At 72.6% G+C, this 23,971-nt stretch carries 25 protein-coding genes; 18 read left to right on the top strand and 7 right to left on the bottom strand.

The genetic code is table 11. From position 1 onward, the window contains the following. Window positions 1-14: 14 nt before the first annotated feature. From ACH4S8_RS17385 to ACH4S8_RS17360, 6 genes are all read left to right on the top strand, one after another. Entirely contained in the window at window positions 15-407 is a 393-nt protein-coding gene (locus ACH4S8_RS17385) for a DUF6113 family protein (RefSeq protein WP_398395063.1), read from the top strand. A 160-nt stretch (window positions 408-567) separates the two neighbouring features. Next, window positions 568-2,772, top strand: a complete 2,205-nt coding sequence (locus tag ACH4S8_RS17380; protein WP_398394677.1) for a hypothetical protein — start codon at window positions 568-570, stop codon at window positions 2,770-2,772. A 159-nt stretch (window positions 2,773-2,931) separates the two neighbouring features. After that, a complete protein-coding gene (locus ACH4S8_RS17375) occupies window positions 2,932-3,882 on the top strand; it encodes an ABC transporter ATP-binding protein (protein WP_398394675.1) in 951 nt (316 codons plus the stop codon). Next, entirely contained in the window at window positions 3,879-4,619 is a 741-nt protein-coding gene (locus ACH4S8_RS17370; RefSeq protein WP_398394673.1) for an ABC transporter permease, read from the top strand. The genes ACH4S8_RS17375 and ACH4S8_RS17370 overlap by 4 nt, the downstream gene beginning before the upstream one ends. A gap of 5 nt (window positions 4,620-4,624) precedes the next feature. Further along, the gene (locus ACH4S8_RS17365; protein ID WP_398395061.1) at window positions 4,625-5,848 is read left to right on the top strand and encodes a sensor histidine kinase; all 1,224 of its coding nucleotides are present in this window, start codon (window positions 4,625-4,627) and stop codon (window positions 5,846-5,848) included. Further along, window positions 5,845-6,459, top strand: coding sequence for a response regulator (locus ACH4S8_RS17360; protein ID WP_398394671.1), 615 nt, complete (start codon window positions 5,845-5,847; stop codon window positions 6,457-6,459). The genes ACH4S8_RS17365 and ACH4S8_RS17360 overlap by 4 nt, the downstream gene beginning before the upstream one ends. A gap of 21 nt (window positions 6,460-6,480) precedes the next feature. On the opposite strand, the gene ACH4S8_RS17355 is transcribed toward ACH4S8_RS17360, so the two are convergent. Together ACH4S8_RS17355 and ACH4S8_RS17350 are read right to left on the bottom strand one after the other, a co-directional pair. Further along, the gene (locus ACH4S8_RS17355; protein ID WP_398394669.1) at window positions 6,481-7,332 is read right to left on the bottom strand and encodes a tetratricopeptide repeat protein; all 852 of its coding nucleotides are present in this window, start codon (window positions 7,330-7,332) and stop codon (window positions 6,481-6,483) included. A 17-nt stretch (window positions 7,333-7,349) separates the two neighbouring features. Next, window positions 7,350-8,450 (bottom strand): GNAT family N-acetyltransferase, encoded by a 1,101-nt coding sequence (locus ACH4S8_RS17350; protein WP_398394667.1) that lies wholly within the window; start codon window positions 8,448-8,450, stop codon window positions 7,350-7,352. A 140-nt stretch (window positions 8,451-8,590) separates the two neighbouring features. On the opposite strand from ACH4S8_RS17350, the gene fdxA reads away from it, so the two are divergent. Further along, complete coding sequence (fdxA, locus tag ACH4S8_RS17345) at window positions 8,591-8,911, top strand: ferredoxin (RefSeq protein ID WP_018089397.1); 321 nt, start codon at window positions 8,591-8,593, stop codon at window positions 8,909-8,911. A gap of 156 nt (window positions 8,912-9,067) precedes the next feature. After that, window positions 9,068-10,162: a bifunctional succinyldiaminopimelate transaminase/glutamate-prephenate aminotransferase gene (locus tag ACH4S8_RS17340; protein WP_398394665.1), complete on the top strand. Its 1,095-nt coding sequence runs from the start codon at window positions 9,068-9,070 to the stop codon at window positions 10,160-10,162. A 116-nt stretch (window positions 10,163-10,278) separates the two neighbouring features. On the opposite strand, the gene ACH4S8_RS17335 is transcribed toward ACH4S8_RS17340, so the two are convergent. Together ACH4S8_RS17335 and ACH4S8_RS17330 are read right to left on the bottom strand one after the other, a co-directional pair. Beyond that, window positions 10,279-10,701, bottom strand: a complete 423-nt coding sequence (locus ACH4S8_RS17335) for an ATP-binding protein (RefSeq protein WP_398394663.1) — start codon at window positions 10,699-10,701, stop codon at window positions 10,279-10,281. Between the two features lie 342 nt (window positions 10,702-11,043). Continuing rightward, entirely contained in the window at window positions 11,044-12,075 is a 1,032-nt protein-coding gene (locus tag ACH4S8_RS17330; RefSeq protein ID WP_398394661.1) for a heavy metal transporter, read from the bottom strand. Between the two features lie 127 nt (window positions 12,076-12,202). Between ACH4S8_RS17330 and dapE the strand changes: the two genes are divergently transcribed. Together dapE and ACH4S8_RS17320 are read left to right on the top strand one after the other, a co-directional pair. Further along, the gene (gene dapE / locus ACH4S8_RS17325) at window positions 12,203-13,282 is read left to right on the top strand and encodes a succinyl-diaminopimelate desuccinylase (protein WP_398394659.1); all 1,080 of its coding nucleotides are present in this window, start codon (window positions 12,203-12,205) and stop codon (window positions 13,280-13,282) included. A 149-nt stretch (window positions 13,283-13,431) separates the two neighbouring features. Then, a complete protein-coding gene (locus ACH4S8_RS17320; RefSeq protein ID WP_398394657.1) occupies window positions 13,432-14,190 on the top strand; it encodes a TIGR00730 family Rossman fold protein in 759 nt (252 codons plus the stop codon). Between the two features lie 104 nt (window positions 14,191-14,294). Here the strand turns inward: ACH4S8_RS17320 and folP are convergent, their stop codons facing one another. Further along, window positions 14,295-15,155, bottom strand: coding sequence for a dihydropteroate synthase (folP, locus tag ACH4S8_RS17315; RefSeq protein WP_398394655.1), 861 nt, complete (start codon window positions 15,153-15,155; stop codon window positions 14,295-14,297). A 173-nt stretch (window positions 15,156-15,328) separates the two neighbouring features. On the opposite strand from folP, the gene ACH4S8_RS17310 reads away from it, so the two are divergent. Both ACH4S8_RS17310 and ACH4S8_RS17305 read left to right on the top strand, forming a co-directional pair. Beyond that, window positions 15,329-15,679, top strand: a complete 351-nt coding sequence (locus ACH4S8_RS17310; RefSeq protein WP_398394653.1) for a DivIVA domain-containing protein — start codon at window positions 15,329-15,331, stop codon at window positions 15,677-15,679. Next, window positions 15,676-16,257 carry a DNA-3-methyladenine glycosylase I gene (locus ACH4S8_RS17305; protein WP_398394651.1) on the top strand — a complete coding sequence of 194 codons (582 nt, stop codon included), beginning with the start codon at window positions 15,676-15,678 and terminating at the stop codon, window positions 16,255-16,257. The genes ACH4S8_RS17310 and ACH4S8_RS17305 overlap by 4 nt, the downstream gene beginning before the upstream one ends. 74 nt (window positions 16,258-16,331) lie before the next feature. Here ACH4S8_RS17305 and ACH4S8_RS17300 read toward each other — a convergent pair whose 3' ends face one another. Next, window positions 16,332-17,135 (bottom strand): enoyl-CoA hydratase/isomerase family protein, encoded by an 804-nt coding sequence (locus ACH4S8_RS17300; RefSeq protein WP_398394649.1) that lies wholly within the window; start codon window positions 17,133-17,135, stop codon window positions 16,332-16,334. A 365-nt stretch (window positions 17,136-17,500) separates the two neighbouring features. On the opposite strand from ACH4S8_RS17300, the gene ACH4S8_RS17295 reads away from it, so the two are divergent. Continuing rightward, window positions 17,501-17,668 carry a DUF3117 domain-containing protein gene (locus ACH4S8_RS17295; RefSeq protein WP_003966491.1) on the top strand — a complete coding sequence of 56 codons (168 nt, stop codon included), beginning with the start codon at window positions 17,501-17,503 and terminating at the stop codon, window positions 17,666-17,668. A gap of 201 nt (window positions 17,669-17,869) precedes the next feature. Here the strand turns inward: ACH4S8_RS17295 and ACH4S8_RS17290 are convergent, their stop codons facing one another. Next, the gene (locus tag ACH4S8_RS17290) at window positions 17,870-18,571 is read right to left on the bottom strand and encodes an O-methyltransferase (protein ID WP_398395059.1); all 702 of its coding nucleotides are present in this window, start codon (window positions 18,569-18,571) and stop codon (window positions 17,870-17,872) included. 227 nt (window positions 18,572-18,798) lie between these two features. On the opposite strand from ACH4S8_RS17290, the gene sigE reads away from it, so the two are divergent. From sigE to ACH4S8_RS17265, 5 genes are all read left to right on the top strand, one after another. Then, window positions 18,799-19,497, top strand: a complete 699-nt coding sequence (gene sigE, locus ACH4S8_RS17285; protein ID WP_339131287.1) for an RNA polymerase sigma factor SigE — start codon at window positions 18,799-18,801, stop codon at window positions 19,495-19,497. Then, the gene (locus ACH4S8_RS17280; RefSeq protein ID WP_398394647.1) at window positions 19,494-20,417 is read left to right on the top strand and encodes an anti-sigma factor family protein; all 924 of its coding nucleotides are present in this window, start codon (window positions 19,494-19,496) and stop codon (window positions 20,415-20,417) included. Before sigE ends, ACH4S8_RS17280 begins: the two co-directional genes overlap by 4 nt. Window positions 20,418-20,556: 139 nt before the next feature. Next, entirely contained in the window at window positions 20,557-22,143 is a 1,587-nt protein-coding gene (locus ACH4S8_RS17275; protein WP_398394645.1) for a trypsin-like peptidase domain-containing protein, read from the top strand. A 230-nt stretch (window positions 22,144-22,373) separates the two neighbouring features. Continuing rightward, window positions 22,374-22,838: a sec-independent translocase gene (locus tag ACH4S8_RS17270; RefSeq protein WP_398394643.1), complete on the top strand. Its 465-nt coding sequence runs from the start codon at window positions 22,374-22,376 to the stop codon at window positions 22,836-22,838. A gap of 304 nt (window positions 22,839-23,142) precedes the next feature. Beyond that, on the top strand, window positions 23,143-23,802 hold the full coding sequence (locus ACH4S8_RS17265) for a hypothetical protein (RefSeq protein WP_398394641.1): 660 nt from the start codon (window positions 23,143-23,145) through the stop codon (window positions 23,800-23,802). Window positions 23,803-23,971 lie beyond the last annotated feature (169 nt).

Raw genomic sequence — 23,971 nt, 5'->3', positions numbered from 1 at the left:
GCGGCGGCGGAAGCATGCTCGCCCAGCCGCTGACGCGCCCCTCGGGCGGACGGATCGCCGCCTACCTGGGGCTCTTCCTGCTCGGTGCCGTGGTCGGAGTCGCCGGAGCGCTGGTGCAGCCGGGCTGGTTCCCGCTCGGGCTGCTGCTCGCCCTGGCGGGCGCCGCCGGACTCTTCGTGGGCGGAGCGCGGGCGACCGAGTCCCGGGGCGGGGCCGTCGCCCCCGCGGCGGGCTGGATGGTCGCCGTCGTCCTGCTCACCGCCAGTCGCCCGGAAGGGGACTTCCTCTTCGGCGCGGGCGTCGGCTCGTATCTCTTCCTGCTCGGAGGCATGGCCGTGGCTGTGATGTGTGCCACTCTCGGCCAGGGGCGGCAACCGGGCCCTTCCGGTGCCCGACTTGGCAAGTGACGTACCACTTCGCCGCATCGGTCCCGCGCGTGTCCCGTGCCAGATTCCTGCCCGGGCGAGGTTTGCGGGCCGGACATGGCCAGTATGGTGGTGCGCGCCGCCGAGCTGCCCGAGATGAGGTCGAGTAAACGGGCGGCGGAGCCAACCGGGAGAACCTGCCTTGAGTCGTGAAACTGACAGTTCGTCCTCCGGGCCCAACGGGCGCGGTGGAGCCGCGTACCCGTCGGGGACGCCGCCGTACGGCACCCCCGCGGCTTCCGAGAACGGTGCCGGCGAGGGCCGTTCGGCCGCCGGCAAGCCGACGGAGGAGCGCAAGACCGAGACAACCCTGACGACACGGATCCGGATCAACATCCCCGGATCGCGGCCCATCCCGCCCGTGGTCGTCCGTACACCCGTCGCCGACGCCGACGCGCCGTCCGAGGACGGCGACGGCACGCAGACCGGGACACAGGCGCCGCAGGGCGCGGGTTCGCCCGCGGGCGCGTCGAGCTCCAGCACGACGGCCACCACCCCGGTCCCGCCCGCGCCCGCGGAGCAGCCCGCGCAGGCCGAGCCGAGCAACTGGTTCGCGCCCCGCAAGGCCGCCGCGCCCCCCAAGGGCGGGCCGGCCGTCGGCGCGGCCACCGGGGCGGGCGCGCCGGGCGGTTCGGCTCCCGCCGGCCCCGCGCCCTCCGCCCCCGCGGCGGGCGCACCGGGCACGGGACGGCCCGCGCCGTCCATCGGCGCCGGTCCGCTGGGCATCACCGGTGGCGTCAGGCCCGGCGGCACGAACGGTGCCGCGCTTCCCGGTGCCACCGGCGCCGGGCCCGTGGCCCCCGGCCACGGCGGCGGTACGGGCTCCTTCGACGTCTCCAAGGCACTGCGCGACACCGGTTCCTTCCCGGTCATCGGCTCGTCCGGCGGGAACGCCGGGAACGGCGGGAACGGTTCCGCGGGGTCCGGCGAGTCGCGCCGCGACGACCTCCCGTACTTCTCCGAGAGCGGCCGGGGCGGCCCGGCCGGTCCGACCGGCGGTCCCGCCACCGGCGACGGCCCGCTGCGGCCCCCCGCGGGCGCCGGCGCGGCCCCCGGCAGCCTGGCCGCGCCGTCCGGCCCGGCCCCCGGCGGCCGGAACACCGGCCGGGGATACCCCGCCGCCGGTACCGGCACGCGCGGTGGCCTGAGCGGCGGTCTCAGCGACGACACCGCGATCCTGACCCCGCAGAAGCCGGCCCCCGACCCGGGCCCCGGCGGCTACGGAGCCCCCGCGGAGAACGTCTCCGGACACACGCTGACCAGCGGCATGCCCGTCGTGTCGCCCAGCCACAACTTCGCGTACGAGGGGGACCGCGACGACAGCCCCCGGTCGCACACCCCGCCGAAGCTCCCCGAGCCGGCCGGCCGGCCCTCCGCCCCGTCGAAGCCGGCGAAGAAGAAGGGCCGCAACAAGCCGGCGCTCCTCGCCGTCCTCGTCGTGGTCCTCGCCGGCGGTGCCTACGGTGCCGGCCTGCTCATGAACCACTCGGACGTGCCCAAGGGCACCACGGTGCTCGGCGTCGACATCGGCGGCGGCACCCGCGACGACGCCGTCAAGAAGCTCGACGCGGCCCTCGGCGACCGGACGGTCGAGCCGCTCACGCTGTCCGTCGACGGTGACACGGTCAAGCTCAGGCCCGACCAGGCCGGACTCCAGCTGGACAGCCAGGCCACCGTCCGCGCCGCCGCAGGCAGCGACTACAACCCGATCTCGGTGATCGGCTCGCTGTTCGGCCAGGGGCGCGAGGTGGACCCCGTGATGCCGGTCGACAAGGAGAAGCTGCAGGCCGCCCTGGAGCACGCCGCGAGCGGCTCGGGTTCGGCGAACGACGGCACGATCAAGTTCCAGCCGGGCAAGGCCGTCCCCGTCTACGGCAAGGCGGGCAAGGGCATCGACGTCACGGCCTCGCTGCAGGCCGTCCAGGACGCCTACCGCGCCCAGGTGGAGACCGGCGCGAAAACGCCGGTGAAGGTCGCCACCACGACCCGTCAGCCCACGGTCAGCAAGGCCGAGGTGGACCGGAAGATGGCGACGTTCGCGAACCTCGCCATGTCCGCGAACATCATCATCCGCACGGACGCCAACCACTACATCCCCTTCAGCCCGCAGAAGTCCATCTGGAAGTTCCTGAGCGTCCGGCCGGTCCAGGGCAAGCTCGTCGAGTACTACGACCTCAACGCGCTCCAGTCGCTGTACGGCCACGCCTTCGACGGCGTGACGATCACCAAGGGCGACGGCAGCCAGAAGGCCGTCAGCCCGCAGGACGTGGCCTCCGCCGTAGGAAGGGCGCTGGTAGGGAAGACGACCGCCGAGCGCGACGTGACCATCCCCACCAACCCCAACTAGCGGGCTCGCCAAGCGCGTCGAGGGCACCCGGCCGAACCGGCCGGGTGCCCTCTTGCGTCGGCGGGCCGGGACGTGGGCCGCCGACATGACATCTGTCATCCGCCGCTCAGGACACACCACACTGCCGTGCGCACCCCCCTCTCCACCACGATGGACGGCATGACAACGACTGCGGCGACCACCACCACATCGGTGGTCCGGTTCGAATCGGTGACCAAGAGCTACGGGAGTGTCCGGGCGGTGGACGGACTGACGCTCGAACTGCACCCGGGCGAGACCGTCGCCCTGCTGGGCCCCAACGGCGCGGGCAAGTCGACCACGCTGGACCTGCTGCTCGGCCTGAAGAACGCCGACAGCGGGACGGTCCGGGTGTTCGGCACCGGCCCGCGCGAGGCCATCGTCGCCGGCCGGGTGGGCGCCATGCTCCAGAGCGGCGGACTGATGGACGAGGTCACCGTCGGGGAACTGGTCAAGCTCGCCTGCGACCTGCACCCGAGGCCGTACCGCGCCGACGAGGTCCTCGCCCGCGCGAGCATCGCCCAGATCGCCGACCGCAAGGTCAACAAGCTCTCCGGCGGCCAGGCGCAGCGCGTCCGCTTCGCCCTGGCCACGGCCGGCGACAGCGACCTGATCGTTCTCGACGAACCCACCACCGGCATGGACGTCTCCGCCCGGCAGGCCTTCTGGGCCACCATGCGCGAGCAGGCCGACCAGGGCCGTACGGTCCTGTTCGCCACCCACTACCTGGAGGAGGCCGACGCCATAGCGGACCGCGTCCTCGTCCTGCACCGGGGACGGCTGCTGGCCGACGGCACCGCCGCCGAGATCAAGGCCAAGGCCGGAGCGCGCCGCGTCTCCTTCGACCTGGAGGGCACGATCGACGAGGCCCCGCTGCGCGCGCTGCCCTTCCTCACCTCGGTCGACGTTTCCGGGCAGACCGTCCGCATCCAGTCCTCCGACGCCGACGCGACCGTCCACGCGCTCTACGGGCTCGGCGTCTACCCCCGCAACCTCGAAGTCGCCGGGCTCGGCCTGGAGCAGGCCTTCGTCGCCATCACCGAGGCCGAAGAGGCCACCCGCACCGCCGCCGAGGAGGCCGCGTCCAAGTGAACAGTCTCATCAAGCTGGAGATCACCCGTGCCCTGCGCAACCGGAAGTTCCTGTTCTTCTCGGTGATCTACCCCTCGGCCCTGTTCCTGCTGATCGCGGGCAGCGCCGACGACCACACCAAGGTGGACGGCACCGGCCTGACCCTGCCGACCTTCTTCATGGTCTCCATGGCCTCCTTCGGCGCCCTGACCGCCGTCCTCATGGGCAACAGCGAGCGCATCGCCAAGGAGCGGGAGAGCGGCTGGGTACGGCAGCTGAGGCTCACCCCGCTGCCCGGCCGCGGCTACGTGTTCGCCAAGACCGCGAGCGCCGCCGTGATCAGCCTTCCGTCGATCGTGATCGTCTTCGTGGTCGCCGCGGCGGTCAAGCACGTACGCCTGGACACCTGGCAGTGGTTCGCGCTCACCGGCGTGATCTGGGCCGGCAGCCTGGTCTTCGCCGCGCTCGGCGTCGCCATCGGCTACCTCGCCAGCGGGGACGCGGTCCGGCCGATCACGATGATCGTCTACTTCGGTCTGTCGATGCTCGGCGGCCTGTGGATGCCGACGACCACCTTCCCCGACTGGCTGCAGGACATAGCCAAATGGCTCCCCACGCACGCGTACGCTGCCCTGGGGCAGGCCATCGAACTGGGGAACGCCCCGCACGCGAAGGACGTCGCCATCCTCGCCGTGTCCTTCGCCCTCTTCGCGGGCGGCGCGGCCTGGCTGTACCGGAAGGACACGCTGAAGGCGTGAACGCCATGACGGAAGACCCGCTGCCCGACAAGGCCCGTACGGACCGGATCGTGAGGATGGGCGAGTCCCCGCGCAACCTCCGCGAGGCCCTGCGCAAGTCGGTGTGGATCGCCATCTGGCTGGTGTTCCTGAGCTCGCCGGTCCACGACCTCGTCTCCGGCCCCCACACGCCCACGGCCATCGCGGCCGGCTCGGCGGGCCTCGCGGCCTTCGTCGCGGTCTATCTGACGCTGGTCTTCCGGCACATGGGCAAGGCGTTCACGGGCTCCCTGGCCGTCACCCTCATGGTGCTCGCCCTCGGCGTACTGGCCGTCGTCCTGTGCCTGACGCTCGGCGCGCCCTGGCTCGGCCTGTTCGTGTACGTCTCGGTCGCCTGCGGCACGACGCTGCCGCTGCGGGTCTCCTACTGGACGATCCCGCTGACCGCCGTCGTGATGATGCTCGTCGGCCTGCACGGCGGCGAGGAGGACGCGCGCAACCTGGTCCTCCTCGTCGTGCTGATCGGCTTCGCCATGACGGGTGTCCGGCAGCTCGTGCGGACGACGATCGAACTGCGCAAGGCGCGGGCCACCGTCGCCCAGCTCGCCGCGAACGAGGAACGCCTGCGGCTCGCCCGGGACCTGCACGACCTGCTCGGCCACTCGCTCTCGCTGATCACGCTGAAGAGCGAACTGGCCGGGCGGATGCTGCCCGACCACCCCGACAAGGCGGCCCGGCAGGTCGCCGACATCGAACAGGTCAGCCGTCAGGCCCTGATCGACGTGCGCGAGGCGGTCACCGGCTACCGCAGGCTCCGGCTGACCGAGGAACTCGCGGGCGCCCAGGTGGCGTTGACCGCCGCCGAGGTGACCGCCGACCTTCCGGCCGAGCCCGGCCTCGACGGCGTTCCCGAGGAGACCGAGTCCGCGCTGGCCTGGGCGCTGCGCGAGGCGGTCACCAACGTCGTACGGCACAGCGGCGCCGGGCGCTGCACCGTGGAACTCGTCCGGCGCCAGACCCTGGACGGTCCGGTGCTCGAACTCTCGGTGGAGGACGACGGTTCGGGCGGCACCTCGGGCGCCGCACCCGGCAACGGCTTGACCGGACTGGCCGAACGCCTGGAGAAGGCGGGCGGATCGATGGAGGCACGCCGGGTCCGGCACGGATTCCGGCTGGTGGCACGCGCACCCCTGGAAGGAGGCCGGACCTCTGTGGGAGCGGCGGGCGACCCCGTAGGATCCGGTGCATGAGCCGCACGATCAAGGTCCTGCTCGCCGAGGACCAGTCGATGGTCCGCGAGGCGCTGGCCGCCCTGCTGGGACTGGAGCCGGACATCGAGGTGGTCGTCCAAGTGGCCCGCGGCGACGAGGTGCTGGCCGCGGCCCGCGCCCACGACGTGGACGTGGCGCTCCTCGACATCGAGATGCCGGGCATGACGGGCATAGAGGCGGCGGCCGAGGTCCACAAGGAGCTTCCGGGCATCAAGCTGATCGTCCTCACCACCTTCGGCCGCCCCGGATACCTGCGCAGCGCCATGGAGTCCGGCGCCGACGCCTTCCTGGTCAAGGACGCCCCGGCCGCCCAACTCGCCGCTGCCGTGCGCAAGGTGCTGGCCGGCGAGCGCGTCATCGACCCCACCCTGGCGGCGGCCGCGCTGGCCGAGGGCGCCAACCCCTTAACCGACCGTGAACGCGAGGTCCTGCGCGCCGCGGCCGACGGTTCCACCAACGCCGAGCTGGCCAAGGCCCTGCACCTCTCCCAGGGCACGGTCCGCAACTACCTCTCGACCGCGATCCAGAAACTCGCGGTGCGCAACCGGGCCGAGGCGGTCCGCACGGCGCGCGAGAAGGGGTGGCTGTGACCGGTCCGGCCGGCCGGTGCGTCAGTTGAGCATCGCCCGTGCCGCGTGGGCCTGTCGGCGCACCCGGGACGCGGCCGGTTCGTCGACCGCGGCCACCACGTCCGCATAGGCGTCGAGTTCGGCCGCGCCGGTCAGGAAGTCGCCCCGCTGGACCATGAGCTGGGCCCGCTCGTACCGCAGTCGCGCCGGGTGCGAGGGCAGCAGCAGGGAGAGTTCCACCGACCACAGGGCCACGTCGGAGCGTTCGGGCCGGGCGGCCGCCCAGGCCCGGACGTTGTTCAGGACGCGCTGGACGACGTCGAGCGGGTCGGCGGGGACGAGCATCGACGGCTCGAGCGGGGCGCCGGTCGCGCCCGCGACCAGAAGCTCGGCGTCGGAGCCGGTCAGGACGCGCCCGCCGTCGAAGGGGTCGGCGAGCACCTGCCGCTCGGGCGGCCCGAAGCCCACCACGAAGTGACCGGGCAGCGCGACCCCGTAGACCGGCGCCCCGGCCCGCCGCGCGACCTCCATCCACACCACCGAGAGCAGGATGGGCAGCCCGCGCCGCCGGCGCAGCACCGCGTGCAGCAGCGAGGACTCCAGCCGCTGGTAGTCGCCCGGTGAACCCCGGAATCCGCACCGCCCGCCGAGGAGCTCGGCCAGGGCGGTCGCCCAGAGCAGCGGGCCGCCCGGACGGAAGGGCAGCCGGCCCGCCAGCTCGTCCAGCAGGATCTGCGCCGCGTCCATGCCGGCGTCGTCCAGCGTCCCGTCCGCCGCGGCGCCCACCAGCAGGCACAGCTCCGCGAGGTCGGGCCGCTCGGCCCGCGCCTCGTCGGCGAACCGCCGCCGTACCTCGTCGGCTCGCTCGGGCTCGGGTGGCTGGGGGGAACGCATAGCCGGTTCGTGCCCCGTCACGTCGATCGATACGGCTCGGCACCCGGACCGGCGTCGCCGGGCGCGCCGCCCGTCCTCGGCGAGGCGTCCGCACCGGCGCTCGCCGGGCCCGCCTCCGTGACGGGGGCGGACGGCCACCGGTAGTGGTGGTAGGCGTGATGCGGGCCGAAGCCCATCCGGGCGTACAGCTCCCGTGCCCCGGTGTTGTCCGCCTCCACCTGCAGCCAGGCCGCCGAGGCGCCCTCCTCCAGGGCCCGGCCGGCCAGAGCCGCCATGACGGCGGTGGCGAGGCCCCGGCGCCGCCGCTCCGGGGCGACCTCCACGGCGGCGAAACCCGCCCAGCGGCCGTCCACCACGCACCGCCCGATCGCCGCCGGAGGCTCGCCCTCCGCGCCGGGCACCGTCGCGAACCACACCGAGGGGCCGCCGCCCAGCACCTTCAGGGCCGTCTCGCCGACGCCCTTGCGCTGGTAGCGGCCGAGCCACGCCTCGTCGGCCGTGCGGGAGAGCGTCACCCCGGGTGCCTCCCGGTCCGCGAGGGGCGCGAGCGCGCCGGTCCACAGCTCGGCGCTCACCTCGCGCGTCCAGCCGCGTTCCTCCAGCTCCGCGCAGAGCAGTTCCTGCGTGCCCTCGGCGCCGGTGGCGGTCTGGACGAAGGCGGGCAGATCACGGGCCGCGTACCAGTCCCGTACGTAGGTCAGGGCCTCGTCGAGCGGCACGCCCGGGTCGGCCAGCGGCAGCACGGAGTTGGCGCGCCGGGTGAACCCGTCCGCCGCCCGCAGCTCCCAGCCGCCGAGCCGCTCGCTCTCCACCGGCGGCCAGGCCCGCGCGGCGACGCGCGCCAGCTCCTCGTAGGACGCAGCGGGACCGCGCCGCCGTGCCGGGGCAGGCGGTACGACCTTGGCCGCGACCAGGGAGGACTCCTCGATCCGGACACGTTCTCCGGTCCGGCGTGTGATCAGCAGCACACCGTTGTCCCATGATGTGAGAACTCCGACCGTATCGGTGAACTTCTCCACCGTGTCTCCATTGTCGGTCAGGCGACGCACCGAGACGCGTTTCCCCACGTCAGCAGCGGTGACGCGGACCTCCAGGCGGCCGGCGGCAGAGAATTCCACAGGTCAGTTCACCCCTCCTGTTCGGATCATGCCCAAGAACGGAGATACTAGGGGCGGGCATCGACGAGCCGCGCTCCCGCGCGCCAGGCGGCGGAGCCTACGACAGGCCCGCCAGCGCCCTATCGAGGAGGAACGACAGCGTGACCTACGTCATCGCGCAGCCTTGTGTCGACGTCAAGGACAAGGCGTGCATCGAGGAGTGCCCGGTCGACTGCATCTACGAGGGCTCCCGGTCCTTGTACATCCACCCGGACGAATGCGTCGACTGCGGAGCCTGTGAGCCGGTGTGCCCGGTCGAGGCGATCTTCTACGAGGACGACACTCCGGAGGAGTGGAAGGACTACTACAAGGCGAACGTCGAGTTCTTCGACGAGCTCGGCTCCCCCGGCGGTGCCAGCAAGCTCGGTCTGATCGAGCGCGACCACCCCTTCATCGCAGCGCTGCCGCCGCAGAACCAGTAAAGCGGCCCGCACACGCGCCGCCTCGGTCCCGTACGGCCTGATCGCTCCGATCGGTGTACGGGACCGAGGCGTTTGCGGTGCCGGTCCGCGCAGTGACCGTGCAGCGGCCCGTACCTCGGGGACGGGGCGCCCGTACGAGAAAGTGAGCCTGATCCCGTGTCCGCAGTCTCCGACCGGCTTCCCGTCTTCCCCTGGGACAAGCTGGAGCCCTACAAGGCGACCGCCGCCGCTCACCCGGGCGGCATCGTCGACCTGTCCGTCGGCACCCCGGTCGACCCGGTGCCCGAGCTGATCCAGAAAGCTCTGGTCGCGGCCGCGGACTCGCCCGGCTATCCCACGGTGTGGGGCACGCCCGAGCTGCGGGACGCGCTCACGGGCTGGGTGGAGCGACGGCTCGGCGCGCGGGACGTCACCCACCGCCATGTCCTGCCGATCGTCGGCTCCAAGGAACTGGTCGCCTGGCTGCCGACCCAGCTCGGCCTCGGCCCCGGCGACAAGGTCGCCCACCCGCGCCTCGCCTACCCGACGTACGAGGTCGGCGCGCGGCTCGCGCGGGCGGAGCACGTCGTCTACGACGACCCCACCGAGCTGGACCCGGCGGGCCTGAAGCTGCTGTGGCTGAACTCGCCGTCGAACCCGACCGGCAAGGTCCTGTCCACCGCGGAGCTCACCCGGATCGTCGCCTGGGCCCGCGAGCACGGCGTCCTCGTCTTCTCCGACGAGTGCTACATCGAGCTGGGCTGGGAGGCCGACCCGGTCTCGGTGCTGCACCCCGACGTGTGCGGCGGCTCGTACGAGGGGATCGTCTCGGTCCACTCGCTGTCCAAGCGCTCGAACCTGGCCGGCTACCGCGCCGCGTTCCTCGCGGGCGACCCCGCCGTCCTCGGCGACCTCCTGGAGATCCGCAAGCACGGCGGCATGATGACCTCCGCGCCGACCCAGGCCGCCGTGGTCGCCGCGCTCTCGGACGACACCCACGTCCGCGAGCAGCGCGAGCGCTACGCGGCCCGCCGCACCGCCCTGCGCGAGGCCCTGCTGAACCATGGCTTCCGCATCGAGCACAGCGAGGCGAGCCTCTACCTCTGGGCCACCCGGGACGAGTCCTGCTGGTCCACGGTGGCCCACCTGGCCGAGCTGGGCGTCCTGGTGGCCCCGGGCGACTTCTACGGCGAGGCGGGCGAGAAGTTCGTCCGCGTGGCCCTCACCGCCTCGGACGAGCGGGTGGCGGCGGCGGTGGAACGCCTGCGGTAGTACGGCCGCCGACAGCACGGCGGGGGTCCGGGGAAGCGAGTTCCCCGGACCCCCGTCGCCGTACGAGCGCGAACAGTACGAGCGCGAGCTGTACGAACGTGAACCGGACGCGGGGCCTAGCCCAGCGGCAGCTGACCCGTGGGCAGGCCGCCCTTGGCCACGGCGCCCGTGGGCAGGCCGCCGTCGGACGCGGTCTTCGCGGTGTCGCCGAGGAGGCCCCTGGCGTGTCCGGTCGTGTCGCCGGCCACCTTCCGCGCGGTGGGCGCGGCCTTCTTGGCGACCTTGGCGCCGACGCCCGGCAGGGCCTTGCCGACCGCCTGGCCGCCGGACTTGGCGGCGACCCCGGTGACGTGCTGCGTCGCTCCGTCGACCGTGCCGGTGACGTTCGCCCCGTCCAGGGCGGTCAGCCCGCCGAGGCCGGGCGTGGCCGGCAGTACGGGCGCCGCGCAGGCGGAGCCGGCCGCGCCGACCACGGGTGCCGCTCCGGCCGCGACGAGCAGCACGACGCGGGCGATCCGGCGGGTCAGGGGGAGGGACATGGTGCTCCTTAGACGGGAGGGAACGGGGAAGTGTCCTGCCGTGCCGAGCGCCGGACGCCGATCGGCCGAGGTGATCGGCCGAGGTGATCGTTCCGGGCTCGGACGCCCTGACTACCGCTCGAAGCCCGCGAAGGTTGCGGTGACCCGACGTAAAGAGTTGGCAATGCGTCGCATTATCGGTTGTGGATAAAAACGGGCAAAAATACCCGGCCGTGATGTCACCGGTGTCCCCGCGGCCCTGTGTTCCCAAGGGATTTCACGGGCGGGCGAGTGAGCACCCGAAAGCCGGTGCACATCGCCTTCCGCCAGGGACCCGGTCCTCCCCAGGGGTGAGGCCCCGTACTACTGCCCGGTGACGATCCGGACCTCGGCCGCGGCCTCCTTCGCCCCCGCTCCGTTCTTGTCCTCGGTCGTGCGCCACGAGCCCTCCGCGGTTCCCGCGGTCCACTCGCGCCCCGCGTACGACACCCGGTCGATGTGCAGGGCCGAGGAGTTGGCCACGGCCCAGTGCGCCAGCTCCCAGCCGCGGTGGAGCGCCTCGCTCCCGGTGGCGGACCCCTCGGGCACGGGGACCGTCACGGTCCGGTCGGCGGCCTCCGTGGAGGCGGTGGAGGACGGGGAGGCGGACGAGTCCGGGGAGACCGGTGCGTCCGAGGCGTCGGGCGCGGTCGACACGGAGGAGCCCTCGGCGGCCACGGTGGCACCCGCCTCCTGCAGCACATCGCGCCCGAAGTCCCGTGCGAGCGCGGCGCGCACCGGCGCCGGGCCGCCCGCCGGAGTGGTCGCGGCCGGTCGTCCCTGGCAGGTCAGCGTGGCCGCCGCGCGGCCCGTCAGGGCGGCGGCGAGCAGCGTGGCGTCCGGCTCGTGCTTCGCGTACGCCTGCGGGAAGCCGCTGTGCTGCACCCGCTGCGCGGCGACGGTGAGCGGAAGCCGCGAGTAGCCGGGCACCTTGGCCAGGTGCTCGTAGAAGACGCCCGCCGCGTACGTCGGGTCCATGATCTGCTTCTCGGTGCCCCAGCCCTGCGACGGACGCTGCTGGAACAGGCCGAGCGAGTCCCGGTCGCCGTGCTGGATGTTGCGCAGCCCCGACTCCTGGAGCGCCGTGGCGAGCGCGATGGCCACCGCCCGCTCGGGCATGCCGCGCGAGGTGCCGATCGCCGAGATCGTCGCCGCGTTCACCGCCTGTTCGGGGGTGAATTCGTACGACGCGCCGTCGCCGTTGCCGGAGACGACCTTGCACCGGGGCGCGCCCACGCCGCCCGTGAGGTACTGCACGCCGAGATAACCCGCGACCGCGAGCAGGACCACGAGGGCCCCGCCGAAGCGCAGGAGGCGACCGCGGCGCCGGACTGGAGTGGGGGACGGCTCAGACACGCGTACAAGGTACTGGAGAGCGCCGCGGGCGAACCCTGGGGCTGTGGACAACGTGAGCGAGGCCGGGGGATACGACCGCATCCGGCTGCTTTCGGTACCCGGGGCCGGGCGCGCTAGGGTCGACGCCATGGCCGACACCCCGCTTGACCTCACTCTCGACGCAGCCGAGCTCACCGCGCGGCTCGTCGACTTCCGCTCGGAGAGCGGCGACGAGAAGCCGCTCGCGGACGCCGTCGAGACGGCCCTGCGCGCCCTGCCGCATCTGACGGTCGACCGGTACGGCAACAACGTCGTGGCCCGTACGGACCTGGGCCGCGCCGAGCGGGTCGTCCTGGCCGGTCACATCGACACCGTGCCGATCGCCGGCAACGTGCCCTCCCGCCTCGACGAGAACGGCGTGCTGTGGGGCTGCGGCACCTGTGACATGAAGTCGGGCGTCGCCGTCCAGCTCCGTATCGCGGCCACCGTCCCCGAACCCAACCGGGACCTCACCTTCGTCTTCTACGACAACGAGGAGGTCGCGGCCGATCTGAACGGGCTGAAGCATGTGGCCGAGGACCGCCCGGAGTGGCTGCGGGGCGACTTCGCGGTCCTTCTGGAGCCCTCCGACGGACAGGTCGAGGGCGGCTGCCAGGGCACGCTGCGGGTCCTGCTGAAGACCAAGGGCGAACGGGCCCACTCGGCCCGGAGCTGGATGGGCGCGAACGCGATCCACGCGGCCTCCCCGATCCTTGCCGCGCTGGCCGCGTACGAGCCGCGCCACCCGGTGATCGACGGTCTGGAGTACCGCGAGGGCCTGAACGCGGTGAACATCTCGGGCGGGGTCGCCGGCAACGTCATCCCCGACGAGTGCGTCGTCACCGTCAACTTCCGCTACGCGCCCGACCGCACCGAGGAGGAGGCGGTCGAGCACGTGCGCGAGGTCTTCGCCGACTGCGGGGTGGAGGAGTTCGTCGTCGACGACCACAGCGGTGCCGCCCTCCCCGGCCTCTCCCACCCGGCCGCCGCCGCGTTCATCGAGGCGGTGGGAGGCGTCCCGCAGCCCAAGTACGGCTGGACGGACGTGTCCCGCTTCAGCCGGCTCGGCATCCCGGCGGTCAACTACGGCCCCGGCAACCCCCACCTGGCGCACAAGCGGGACGAGCGCGTGGAAACGGCCAAGATCCTCGCGGGCGAACAGCGGCTGCGGGACTGGCTCACCGCCTGAGGCGCGGCCCGTACCCGTCGGCTGTTCACGGCGGACATGCCCACGTCCCCCCGCCGTAACCAGCGGAGATCTACGCTGGGGCGGAACGACCTTCCCCCGCACCGGCTCACGGCCGGAGCGGGGGAGATCCGTACGCGGAGGGAGTGGACATGGCTACTGGCGACCCGAGGGGCAAGAAGCGGCCACCGGACGAGCAGCGGCTGGGCCCGGTGCTGCGCAGGCGGAACCAGGTTCAGGCGAGCACCACGGACCAGCGACTGCTGGACGCGGGCGGTCCTTCGGACTGGGTGCACACCGACCCCTGGCGCGTTCTGCGCATCCAGTCGGAGTTCATCGAAGGCTTCGGCACGCTGGCCGAACTCCCGGCCGCGATCAGCGTGTTCGGCTCGGCGCGGACGCCGGTCGACTCGCCCGAGTACGACGCGGGTGTCGCCCTCGGCCGCGGTCTGGTCGACGCCGGGTTCGCTGTGATCACCGGCGGCGGACCGGGTGCCATGGAGGCCGCCAACAAGGGCGCCCTGGAGGCGAAGGGCATCTCCGTCGGCCTCGGCATCGAGCTCCCCTTCGAGCAGGGACTGAACCAGTACGTCGACATCGGCCTGAACTTCCGCTACTTCTTCGTCCGGAAGATGATGTTCGTCAAGTACGCCCAGGGGTTCGTGGTGCTGCCCGGCGGCCTCGGCACCCTCGACGAACTCTTCGAGGCGCTCACGCTGGTGCAGACCCAGAAGGTCACCCGCTTCCCCATCGTGCTGTTCGGCACGGAGTACTGGGGCGGTCTCGTGGACTGGCTCAAGAACACCCTCGTCGCCCAGGGCAAGGCGGCCGAGAAGGACCTGATGCTGTTCCACGTGACCGACGACGTCGACGAAGCGGTGGCGCTGATGTCCAAGGAGGCGGGCCGCTAGCCGTGCCGTCGCGGGGTGCGGGAGGGGTCGGCTTCACGGTCACTCCCGCACCCCGCGTGCCGCGCGGCGCACCCCCGTGCCGCGCACGCCCTGCGCTCCGCCCGTCAGGCCAGTCCGCGCCGGGCCACCGCCGGCGGACGGTGCCCGGCGATCGACGCCACCATGTCCAGCACCTGCCGGGTCTCCGCGACCTCGTGGACGCGGTACACCTGCGCCCCCAGCCACGCCGAGACGGCAGTCGTCGCCAGCGTTCCGACGACCCGCTCCTTGACCGGCTTGTCGAGCGTCTCGCCCACGAAGTCCTTGTTGGAGAGGGAGACGAGGACCGGCCACCCGGTGGAGACCATCTCGCCGAGCCGCCGGGTCGCCTCCAGACTGTGCCGGGTGTTCTTCCCGAAGTCGTGGCCGGGATCGATGAGCACCGACTCACGGGGCACTCCGAGGGCGACCGCGCGCTCCGCGAGGCCCAGCGTGACCCGCAGGATGTCGGCCATCACGTCGTCGTAGGCGATCCGATGCGGGCGCGTCCGCGGCTCGGACTCCCCGGCGTGCGTGCACACGAGCCCCACGCGGTACCGGGCGGCCACCTCGGCCAGCCGGGGATCGACCCCGCCCCAGGCGTCGTTGAGCAGGTCGGCACCGGCCTCGCAGACCGCCTCGCCGACCTCGTGCCGCCAGGTGTCGACGCTGATGACCACGTCGGGGAAACGCCGGCGCACCTCGGCGACGAAGCCGACCGTCCGGCGCGCCTCCTCCTCGGCGGTGACCTCCTCGCCCGGCCCGGCCTTGACCCCGCCGATGTCGATGATCGCGGCACCCTCGGCCACCGCCTGCTCCACGCGCGCGAGGGCCGGCTCGTCGCGGAAGGTGGCCCCCTGGTCGTAGAAGGAGTCCGGGGTCCGGTTCACGATCGCCATGATCACCGGCTCGTGCGCGTCGAATTCGCGCCTGCCCAGCCTGAGCATCCCCTGTGACCTCTCCCAGTAAGTCGCACCGATAAGCCGCCTGCGACCTTAACTGTCAGACTCGCATGGCACGATCGGAGCCTGACACTTCCAGCGTCAGACTGCTTTCGCCAGCACCAGTACTTTCGCGCCGACGCGACCCGCGCCGGCACCAGAGCGTGGGGACCTCAGCGATGTTCATGTTCTTGTTCCTGGTCGTCGCCCTCGCCGTCGTGGTCGCCGCGGTCACCCTGTCCGTGGTGGGCGGCGGCGAGAGCACGCCCCTCGCCGACGCCGAACCCGAGCGGCTGCGCGATCCGCTGCCGTACGACCGCCCGGTGCACAAGGGGGACGTGGACGCCCTGCGTTTCGCCGTCACCGTGCGCGGTTACCGCATGGCGGACGTCGACGACGCGCTCGGCCGGCTGGGCGCCGAGATCGGCGAGCGGGACGCCCGGATCGCCGACCTGGAGGCCGCGCTCGCGGGTGCCCGCGCGGCGAGCGCCACCACCTCGCTGCGCAAGCACCCCGAGGACGAGCGGTGAGCGGGGCACTGGCCGGACCCGACGGCGCGCTGCGCTGCCCCTGGGCGCTGTCCACCGAGGACTACGTGGCGTATCACGACGAGGAGTGGGGCCGGCCGGTCCGCGGCGACGACGCCCTGTACGAGCGGCTGTGCCTGGAAGCCTTCCAGTCGGGGCTGTCCTGGATCACCATCCTGCGCCGCCGCGCCGGCTTCCGCGCGGCCTTCGCGGACTTCGAGATCGCCGAGGTCGCGGCGTTCACCGAGGCCGACGAGGAGCGCCTGCTCGCCGACCCGGGGATCATCCGCAACGGCGCCAAGATCCGGGCGACCGTCGCCAACGCGCGCGTGCTGGCCGAGTGGGCCCCGGGCGAGCTGGACGAGCTCATCTGGTCCTTCGCCCCCGACCACGCCACCCGGCCGGCCCCCGAGCGGCTCGACGACGTACCGGCCGTCACCGACGAGTCGACCGCGCTGTCCAAGGCGCTCAAGAAGCGCGGTATCCGCTTCGTGGGCCCGACGACGGCGTACGCCCTGATGCAGGCGTGCGGCCTGGTGAACGACCACCTGGCCGACTGCTCGGTGCGCGACGCCGGGTGACCCGGGCGCCCCTTCGGGGCGAAGGACGTCCGCCACGGGCCGTGTGCGGCCCGCGGCGGACGCCACCCGGGCGGTCAGTGCCCCAGGTACTTGGGCTTCTCCTTGTTCACGAACGCCTGGACCGCGATGGCGTGGTCCTCGGAGGCCCCGGCCCGCCCCTGGAGCTCGTCCTCCTTCTCCAGGGTCTCCTCCAGCGAGTGGGTGAGCCCGAACGCGACGGACTCCTTCAGGGCGGCATAGGCCAGCGTCGGCCCGGAAGCCAGCGCCCGCGCCACCTTCTCCGCCTCGGCCCGCAGCTCACCGGCCGGAACCAGCCGGTTCGCGATGCCCAGCTCGTACGCCTCCTGGGCGCTGATGCTGCGCGGGAAGAGCAGCAGATCGGTGGCACGGCTCGGGCCGATCACCCGGGGCAGCGTCCAGGAGATGCCCGAGTCGGCGGTCAGCGCGACACCGGCGAAGGACGTGTTGAAGGCGGCCGTGTCGGCGACGACGCGATAGTCCGCGGCGAGCGCGAAACCGAACCCGGCCCCGGCCGCGACACCGTTGACCGCGGCCACCACGGGCTTCGCGGCGCCGGTCAGCGCCCGCACGATGGGGTTGTAGTGCTCGCGCACGGTCCTCATCGTCCCGCCCGACCCCGACTCCCTGTCGGCGGCCAGCAGCCCGATGTGCTCCTTGAGGTCCTGGCCCACGCAGAACGCCCGGTCGCCCGCCGCGGTCAGCAGGATCGCCCGTACGGTGTCGTCCGCGGCGGCGGCCTGCGCCGCGTCCCGGAAGGCGACCTTGGTCTCGACGTTCATCGCGTTCATCGCCTCGGGGCGGTTCAGCGTGATCGTCGCGAGTCCGTCGCTCACCTCGTAGAGCACGGTGTCGGCCATGATGGGGTCCCTTCCGGGGGTCGCGGCTCGACGTACCGGCCGGTACGTCCTGTGTCAGATGACAGCATGGCGGAGATCACCGGCGGTGGCGCGAGGCGTACATGTGACCTGCATCAAAGAATTCCGCGCCGCGGAAGTCGATGCGGTGGCGAAGTATCGCAGCCACATCGCCGAATTGAGTGGTTTTGCTCAAGCGCGTTGCGCAAGCGATGCCGACTGATGTTGGTCATCGGGTCCTGAGATGCGAGATAATGGCCTGGAAGCAATGTGTTCGATGCCGGTGACGTGTGTCCTATGAGGGGACGTGCGTGCCCTCCGAGGGGGCCGTCGGCGACGATGAGCTGGTTTCAGGAAGGGGAACGAGCATGGCGGCCATGAAGCCGCGGACGGGCGATGGCCCGCTCGAGGTGACCAAGGAGGGGCGGGGCATCGTCATGCGCGTTCCGCTCGAAGGCGGCGGTCGGCTTGTCGTCGAGCTGACCCCTGACGAGGCCGACGCGCTCGGCGACGCCCTCAAGAAGGTCGTCGGCTGACGCGGAACGCGACCCCTACCTCTTCCGGCTTCCCCGGCACCGCACGCGGTGCCGGGGAAGCCGCATTTTCCGGCCCGGACACCTGCCGCACGACTCGGCCGACAGAGGTCGACGGGGGCGAACTGCCTGGTCAAAGACGTCGAACGCACCCGGCCGACAGCGGAACCAGCTGCGGATCGGGCTGCGGTCCGGGCGGTGCGGTCAGCGCTTGACCGCGCACAGCAGGCCGTCGCCCACCGGCAGCAGCGACGGCACCAGGTCCTGGCTCTCGCGCACCGCGCGCAGCAGTTCGCGCAGCCGGCTCACCTCGACCGGCTGCGGTCCCGAGTCCACGGTGCGGCCGTCCGCGAAGACGCCCTCGAAGGCGACGAGCCCGCCCGGACGCAGCAGGCGCAACGATTCAGCGAGGTAGTCCAGGCACTCCAGCCGGTCGCCGTCGCAGAACACGAGGTCGTATCCGGAGTCCGCGAGACGGGGCAGGACGTCCAGAGCCCGGCCCGGGATGAAGCGCGCGCGATTGCTGGCGAACCCGGCGGCCCGGAAGGCCTGGCGGGCGAACTGCTGGCGCTCCGGCTCCGGATCCACCGTGGTCAGTACCCCGTCCGGCCGCATGCCGTGCAGAAGATGGATTCCGGAGACACCGGTCCCGGTACCGATCTCGGCGACCGCCTTCGCGTCCACCGTGGCGGCGAGCATGCGCAGCGCGGCGCCCGTGCCCGGTGTCACCGAGCGCAGGCCGGCCTCGTGGGCCCGGTCCCGGGCCCAGGACAGCGCCTCGTCCTCGGCGACAAAGGCGTCGGCGAATGCCGCCCAGCTCGTCTGCCGGTTGCCGGTAATGACCCTCTCCTGTCCCCGTGATTGCCTGGGCGTGACTGTATCCGTTGGTGCCGGGAACCTGCGGATGGGACCGGGCGTTTAGAGGGGTGGGAGAACCGAGCGGGGGGAAGTCGATGGGCCGGTACACGGAGCGGGGACGCGGGCGGACGTCGGCGCACCCATATGACCCCGTATCAAATTCACGTAAAACCGCTTATCCGGAGCTAACGGGCGAGGTGGCTATGGTAGGGGCTCCACTGGACACCACCAGAGCCGACAGGGGAGGTGCGGCTGCGCCTGGGGATCGGGGAGGAGTGCTGCGGCGCCTGCTCAGATCGACGGGTGAGCCGAAATCCGTGACCGACAACGCCGACCAGCTCCCCGTTGCTGCCCCCGCGCAGACCGCGACGTTCACCACCGACGCGGAGTCGCAGGCGTGGACTCCTCCCACGTGGGAGGAGATCGTCAGCACCCACAGCGGTCGCGTCTACCGTCTCGCCTACCGCCTCACGGGCAACCAGCACGACGCCGAGGACCTCACCCAGGAGGTCTTCGTCCGCGTCTTCCGCTCGCTGTCGACCTACACGCCCGGCACCTTCGAGGGCTGGCTCCACCGCATCACCACGAACCTCTTCCTCGACATGGTGCGGCGCAAGCAGCGCATCCGCTTCGACGCCCTCGGCGACGACGCGGCCGAGCGGCTGCCCAGCCGTGAGCCCTCCCCGCAGCAGGTCTTCAACGACGCGCATTTCGACGCGGACGTCCAGCAGGCGCTGGACACCCTCGCGCCCGAGTTCCGCGCCGCCGTCGTCCTGTGCGACATCGAGGGACTGTCCTACGAGGAGATCGCCGCGACCCTGGGCGTCAAGCTCGGCACCGTCCGCTCCCGGATCCACCGCGGCCGCTCCCAGCTGCGCAAGGCCCTGGCACACCGGTCTCCCGAGGCCCGCGCCGAGCGTCGCTCGTTCGCGGCCCGTGTGCCCGTGCTGGGGGGAGGAGGCGCGACCGCGTGAGTGGAACCCGTCCCACCCCTGCCGAGCAGCACCTCGGGGACCGACTGTCCGCCCTGGTGGACGGAGAGCTCGGTCATGAGTCGCGCGACCGCGTCCTGGCCCACCTCGCCACCTGCGCGAAGTGCAAGGCCGAGGCCGACGCCCAGCGCCGGCTGAAGAACGTCTTCGCGGAGATGGCCCCGCCGCCCCCCTCCGAAAGTTTCCTCGCCCGCCTCCAGGGCCTCCCCGGAGGAGGCGACTTCGACGGCCCCCGGCTGAACGGAGGAAGCTTCGGCCGCGGGCTGCCCGGCGGCCCCGGCCTGCCCGGTGTCTTCGGAACGCGGGGCGAGACCTTCGGGTACGTGCCGGCCGGACCGCACGCCGATGTACTGCCCTCCGCCCCGGGGCGCGGCTTCCGGATCCATGACGTCAGCCGCCACGAGGCCGAGCGGTCGGCCTCGCGCGGTCTGCGGTTCGCGTTCGTCGCCGCCGGCGCGGTGTCGCTCGCGGCCGTCGCGCTCGGCGGAGTGACCACCGGCATGCCCGGGGACACGGACGCGCGCGGCGCCGGGAGCAATGTGACACCGTCCCGGACCCAGGGCGCGGGAGCGAGCTCGGTCCCCGAGTCGCAGCGCCGCCGGTCCACCGGACCGCTGCTCGCCCAGGGCGAGCGGTCGCTCGGCAACGGCCCGGTGGCGCCGACCGGGGTGTCCGCCCCGCTGCTGCCCGGAGTCCCCGCTCCGGCGGGCCGCGGCCAGGACGCCGTGCACACGCTGACGACACCGGTGGTCGCCGGCGCCGCCGCGATGTCCCCGCTCATACGTCCGCTCACCGACGCCCAGCCGCTGTCGCTGACCCCCGCTCCGGGACTGCTCGCCGCCCCCGCGGTCACACCGTCCCCCTCCTCGTCCTCGTCCCCCACCCCGCACAGCGCCCACTGACACCGCCCTCTGCGCGGCGGCCCGCGAACCTGGTTGAATCCGGGGTGGGGCGCGTCCGCGGGAGGGTTCACGGGCGCGGAGTCGACAAGTCCGTGACGGCCCTCGGCGCGTCGTGCCGCGGGCCAGGTGTGGGGAGAGCATGAACGAGGGCAGGCCCACGAAGGCGAAGTGGTGGAGTCGGCCCCGGGCCGAGGGCACGGGCACGGACACCGCACCGGCTCACCTCACGGAACCGGATTCCCCGCACCCCGCCGACCCGTCCCGGGGCGGCGCGGTCCACGGAGCGGCCGCCGAGGGGGGAATCCCGGCCCAGGGCGGCACGCCCTTCGACGCCCCGCCCCTCGTACCGGAGCCGGAACCGGAACCCGAACCGGAATCCTCCGGGCTCCCGGACGGGACCGCCCCCACCCCCGAGCCCCCGGCCGAGTCCGGCGAGCCCGGGTCCGCCGAATACGGAGACTCCGCCGAGTCCGGTGAGTCCGAGACCCCCGATCCCTGGCGGAACTACGACCCCTGGGCGGCCGCGCCCGCGTTCCCGCAGGACGACGGCCACCTCCGGCAGCACGGGCCCTTCCAGCAGAACGGCGTCGCCGTGCCCACCGCGGAGCAGCGGCGCAGGAGGGCGCGCAAGGCCCTGGTGTCCGGCGCCGTCGCGCTCGCGCTGGTGTCCGGAGGCGTGGGCGGCGTCGTGGGGGCGTATCTGGAGCGGAACGGGGGACTGACGGACATCGAGCTGCCGCAGGCCGCCAAGGAGGCCCCCGGGCGCGCCCCGGACAGCGTCGCCGGGATCGCGGCGCACGCGCTGCCCAGCGTCGTCACCCTGCATGTGCACGGGAGCGAGGAGGACGGCACCGGCACCGGATTCGTCCTCGACGCCGAGGGACACATCCTCACCAACAACCACGTGATCGCACCCGCCGGCGGAAGCGGCACGATAACCGTGACGTTCAGCGGCGGTCAGACCGCGAAGGCCCGGGTCGTCGGGCACGACAGCGGCTACGACCTCGCCGTGGTCAAGGTCTCGGGAGTCCACGGACTGGCCCCGATGCCGCTGGGCAATTCCGACAGCGTCCAGGTCGGCGACCCCGTCGTCGCCATCGGCGCGCCCTTCGACCTCGCCAACACGGTCACCTCCGGGATCATCAGCGCCAAGGAGCGGCCCATCACGGCGGGCGGCGAGAAGGGCGACGGCACCGACGTCTCGTACGTGGACGCCCTCCAGACCGACGCCCCGATCAACCCCGGCAACTCGGGCGGGCCCCTGCTCGACTCCCGGGCCCGTGTCATCGGCATCAACAGCGCCATCCGTTCCGCCGACGGCGGCTCCGACCTGGAGACCGGCCAGGCCGGTTCCATCGGGCTCGGCTTCGCCATCCCCGTCAACCAGGCCAAGCGCGTCGCCGAGGAGCTGATCAACACCGGCCGGGCCACCCACCCTGTGATAGGTGTCACGCTCGACATGAACTACGCGGGTGACGGCGCGCGGGTCGGCGCCAAGGCCGCCGGGGGCGGTCCTGCCGTCGCCGCCGGGGGCCCCGGCGCGAAGGCGGGCATCAGGGCCGGTGACGTCGTCACCGAGGTCGACGGCACCCGGATCCACTCCGGTCAGGAACTCATCGTGAAGACCCGTGCCCACCGGCCCGGCGACCGTCTGCGGCTGACGCTCAGGCGGGGCGGTGCGGACCGGAGGGTCACCCTGGTCCTCGGTTCGGCGGACGGCGACTGAGGGCCGCTCGCGCCGGGGCCCGAGAGTGACACGAACCTCACAGTCGAGCACGACGCCGCAGCTCCGGACGGCAGACATCGCAAACATCAGGGAAAACCGGTGGCGCACACGAAGCCGGAGACCCCGGGACAGTTCCGGACGGACAGGTACGCCGGGTACCGTTGGGGGCGGCCCGGACCACGGAAGACTCCCGAGGGCCGAGGACCGAGGGCATCGCGAGGAGCTATCAGGTGTTCAACGACGTAGGACCGCTCGAGCTGGTGACGATCTTCGTCCTTGCCGTGCTCGTCTTCGGTCCCGACAAGCTCCCGAAGCTGATTCAGGACGTGTCGCGCACGATCCGCAAGATCCGTGAGTTCTCGGACAGTGCCAAGGCGGACATCCGCGACGAACTCGGCCCGCAGTTCAAGGACTTCGAGTTCGAGGATCTCAACCCCAAGACGTTCATACGCAAGCAACTCGACGGTGACGAGCTGGGGCTCAAGGAGATCCGCAACGGCTTCGACCTGAAGAAGGAGATGGCCGAGGTCACGGACGCGGTGAACGGCCGCGAGGCCGAGTCCTCCGCGGCCGCAGGGCTCTCCGCGGCTGCCGGGTCCGCCGTCGGCACGGCCGGCGGCTCCGTCGACATGACGAAGAAGCGCGAGAAGCTCGACGCCGACGAGCGCCCGCCCTACGACGCCGACGCCACCTGATCCGTACGGAGTACCGCGGCGCGACCCGTCGTACGGGAGCGCCCGCGACCGGGTGGCCATGGTCCCACGGCCCTGCGCGCCCTGCCTCTGTCCGGTGCGGATACGGCCCGGTACCGGGTCCGTTCGCGGGTCCCGAACAGGCCCCGCGCGGTCCGGACACGCCGTTCGCGCGCCTTACGCGCCGGGCGCTTTCACCGCTGCTCGGAGCGGGGTGGCTATGCTGCCCAGTTGTTGTGCGGACCGACAAGGTCGCCCGAGGGGGGTGGGCCGCCCGGTCCGACGAGAGCGAGGAGGCGTCCGGCAGATGGAGACGACAAGTCGGGTAGGCGCGCAGGCGCCGGCCGCGGAGGGTGGACAACAGGTCCCCTCCGCCCGGCGTACGGTCGACGGCTACCTGCTGGCGCCCTTTCCCTGGTACGGCCTCGACGAGGCCTTCACGGGGCCGCGCTGGCTGATGCAGGTGGGCACCTCCGCGGAGGGCGTGGTCGAGCACGGTTCGGTCGGGCACGGGGACGAGCCCTCGGTGCGCCCCGAGCCGGGCGAGGACAAGGAGCGGTTCGCGGTGGTGGTCACCGTCGCCGCCAGCCCCGTACGGCGCAGTGCGGACGGCACGGGACTGCTGGAGGCCACCTCGGTGTCCTCGGCTGCATGGCTGGCCGGTGTGGGGCTGCTGTCCTTCACCTGGCCCGGCCAGATGGACCACAGCCTGCGCGACGACTGGCTGGACCAGCAGACCGAGACCGCGTGGGTGCTGGCCGACGACCTGGACGGGCCGGACTGGTCCACCCTGTCCCTGCCCGTGGACGGTGTCCCGACGCTCTTCCACTACCGCGAGTCCGAGTTCGGCTGGGTCCTCGCCGGTTCGACCCAGGAAGGCGTCCACGTGGGCGCGTACGGGCGGGGGATGAGCGCGTACGGGCTCGGCTTCGCCATGATCAAGGACATCGCGGCGTACGCCCCGTAGGGCCCTGGCGGCGGCTACGAGGGCCGGGGAGCGCCACGGGCACCCGCGGGCCCCTCGAAGGCCCTTGAGGCCGCTACGAGGAAGGGGGCGCCGTCCGTGTGGACGGCGCCCCCTCCTATGTCGGGACGGTACCGGAGTCCCGTGCCGGAGTCCCGGAGACCGGGATCGG

Origin of the sequence: Streptomyces sp. NPDC021080, assembly GCF_044333225.1 — a bacterium.
GTDB lineage: Bacteria > Actinomycetota > Actinomycetes > Streptomycetales > Streptomycetaceae > Streptomyces.
The sequence above is the reverse complement of the archived record's forward strand: the minus strand, read 5'-3'. Positions and strand labels throughout refer to the sequence as shown.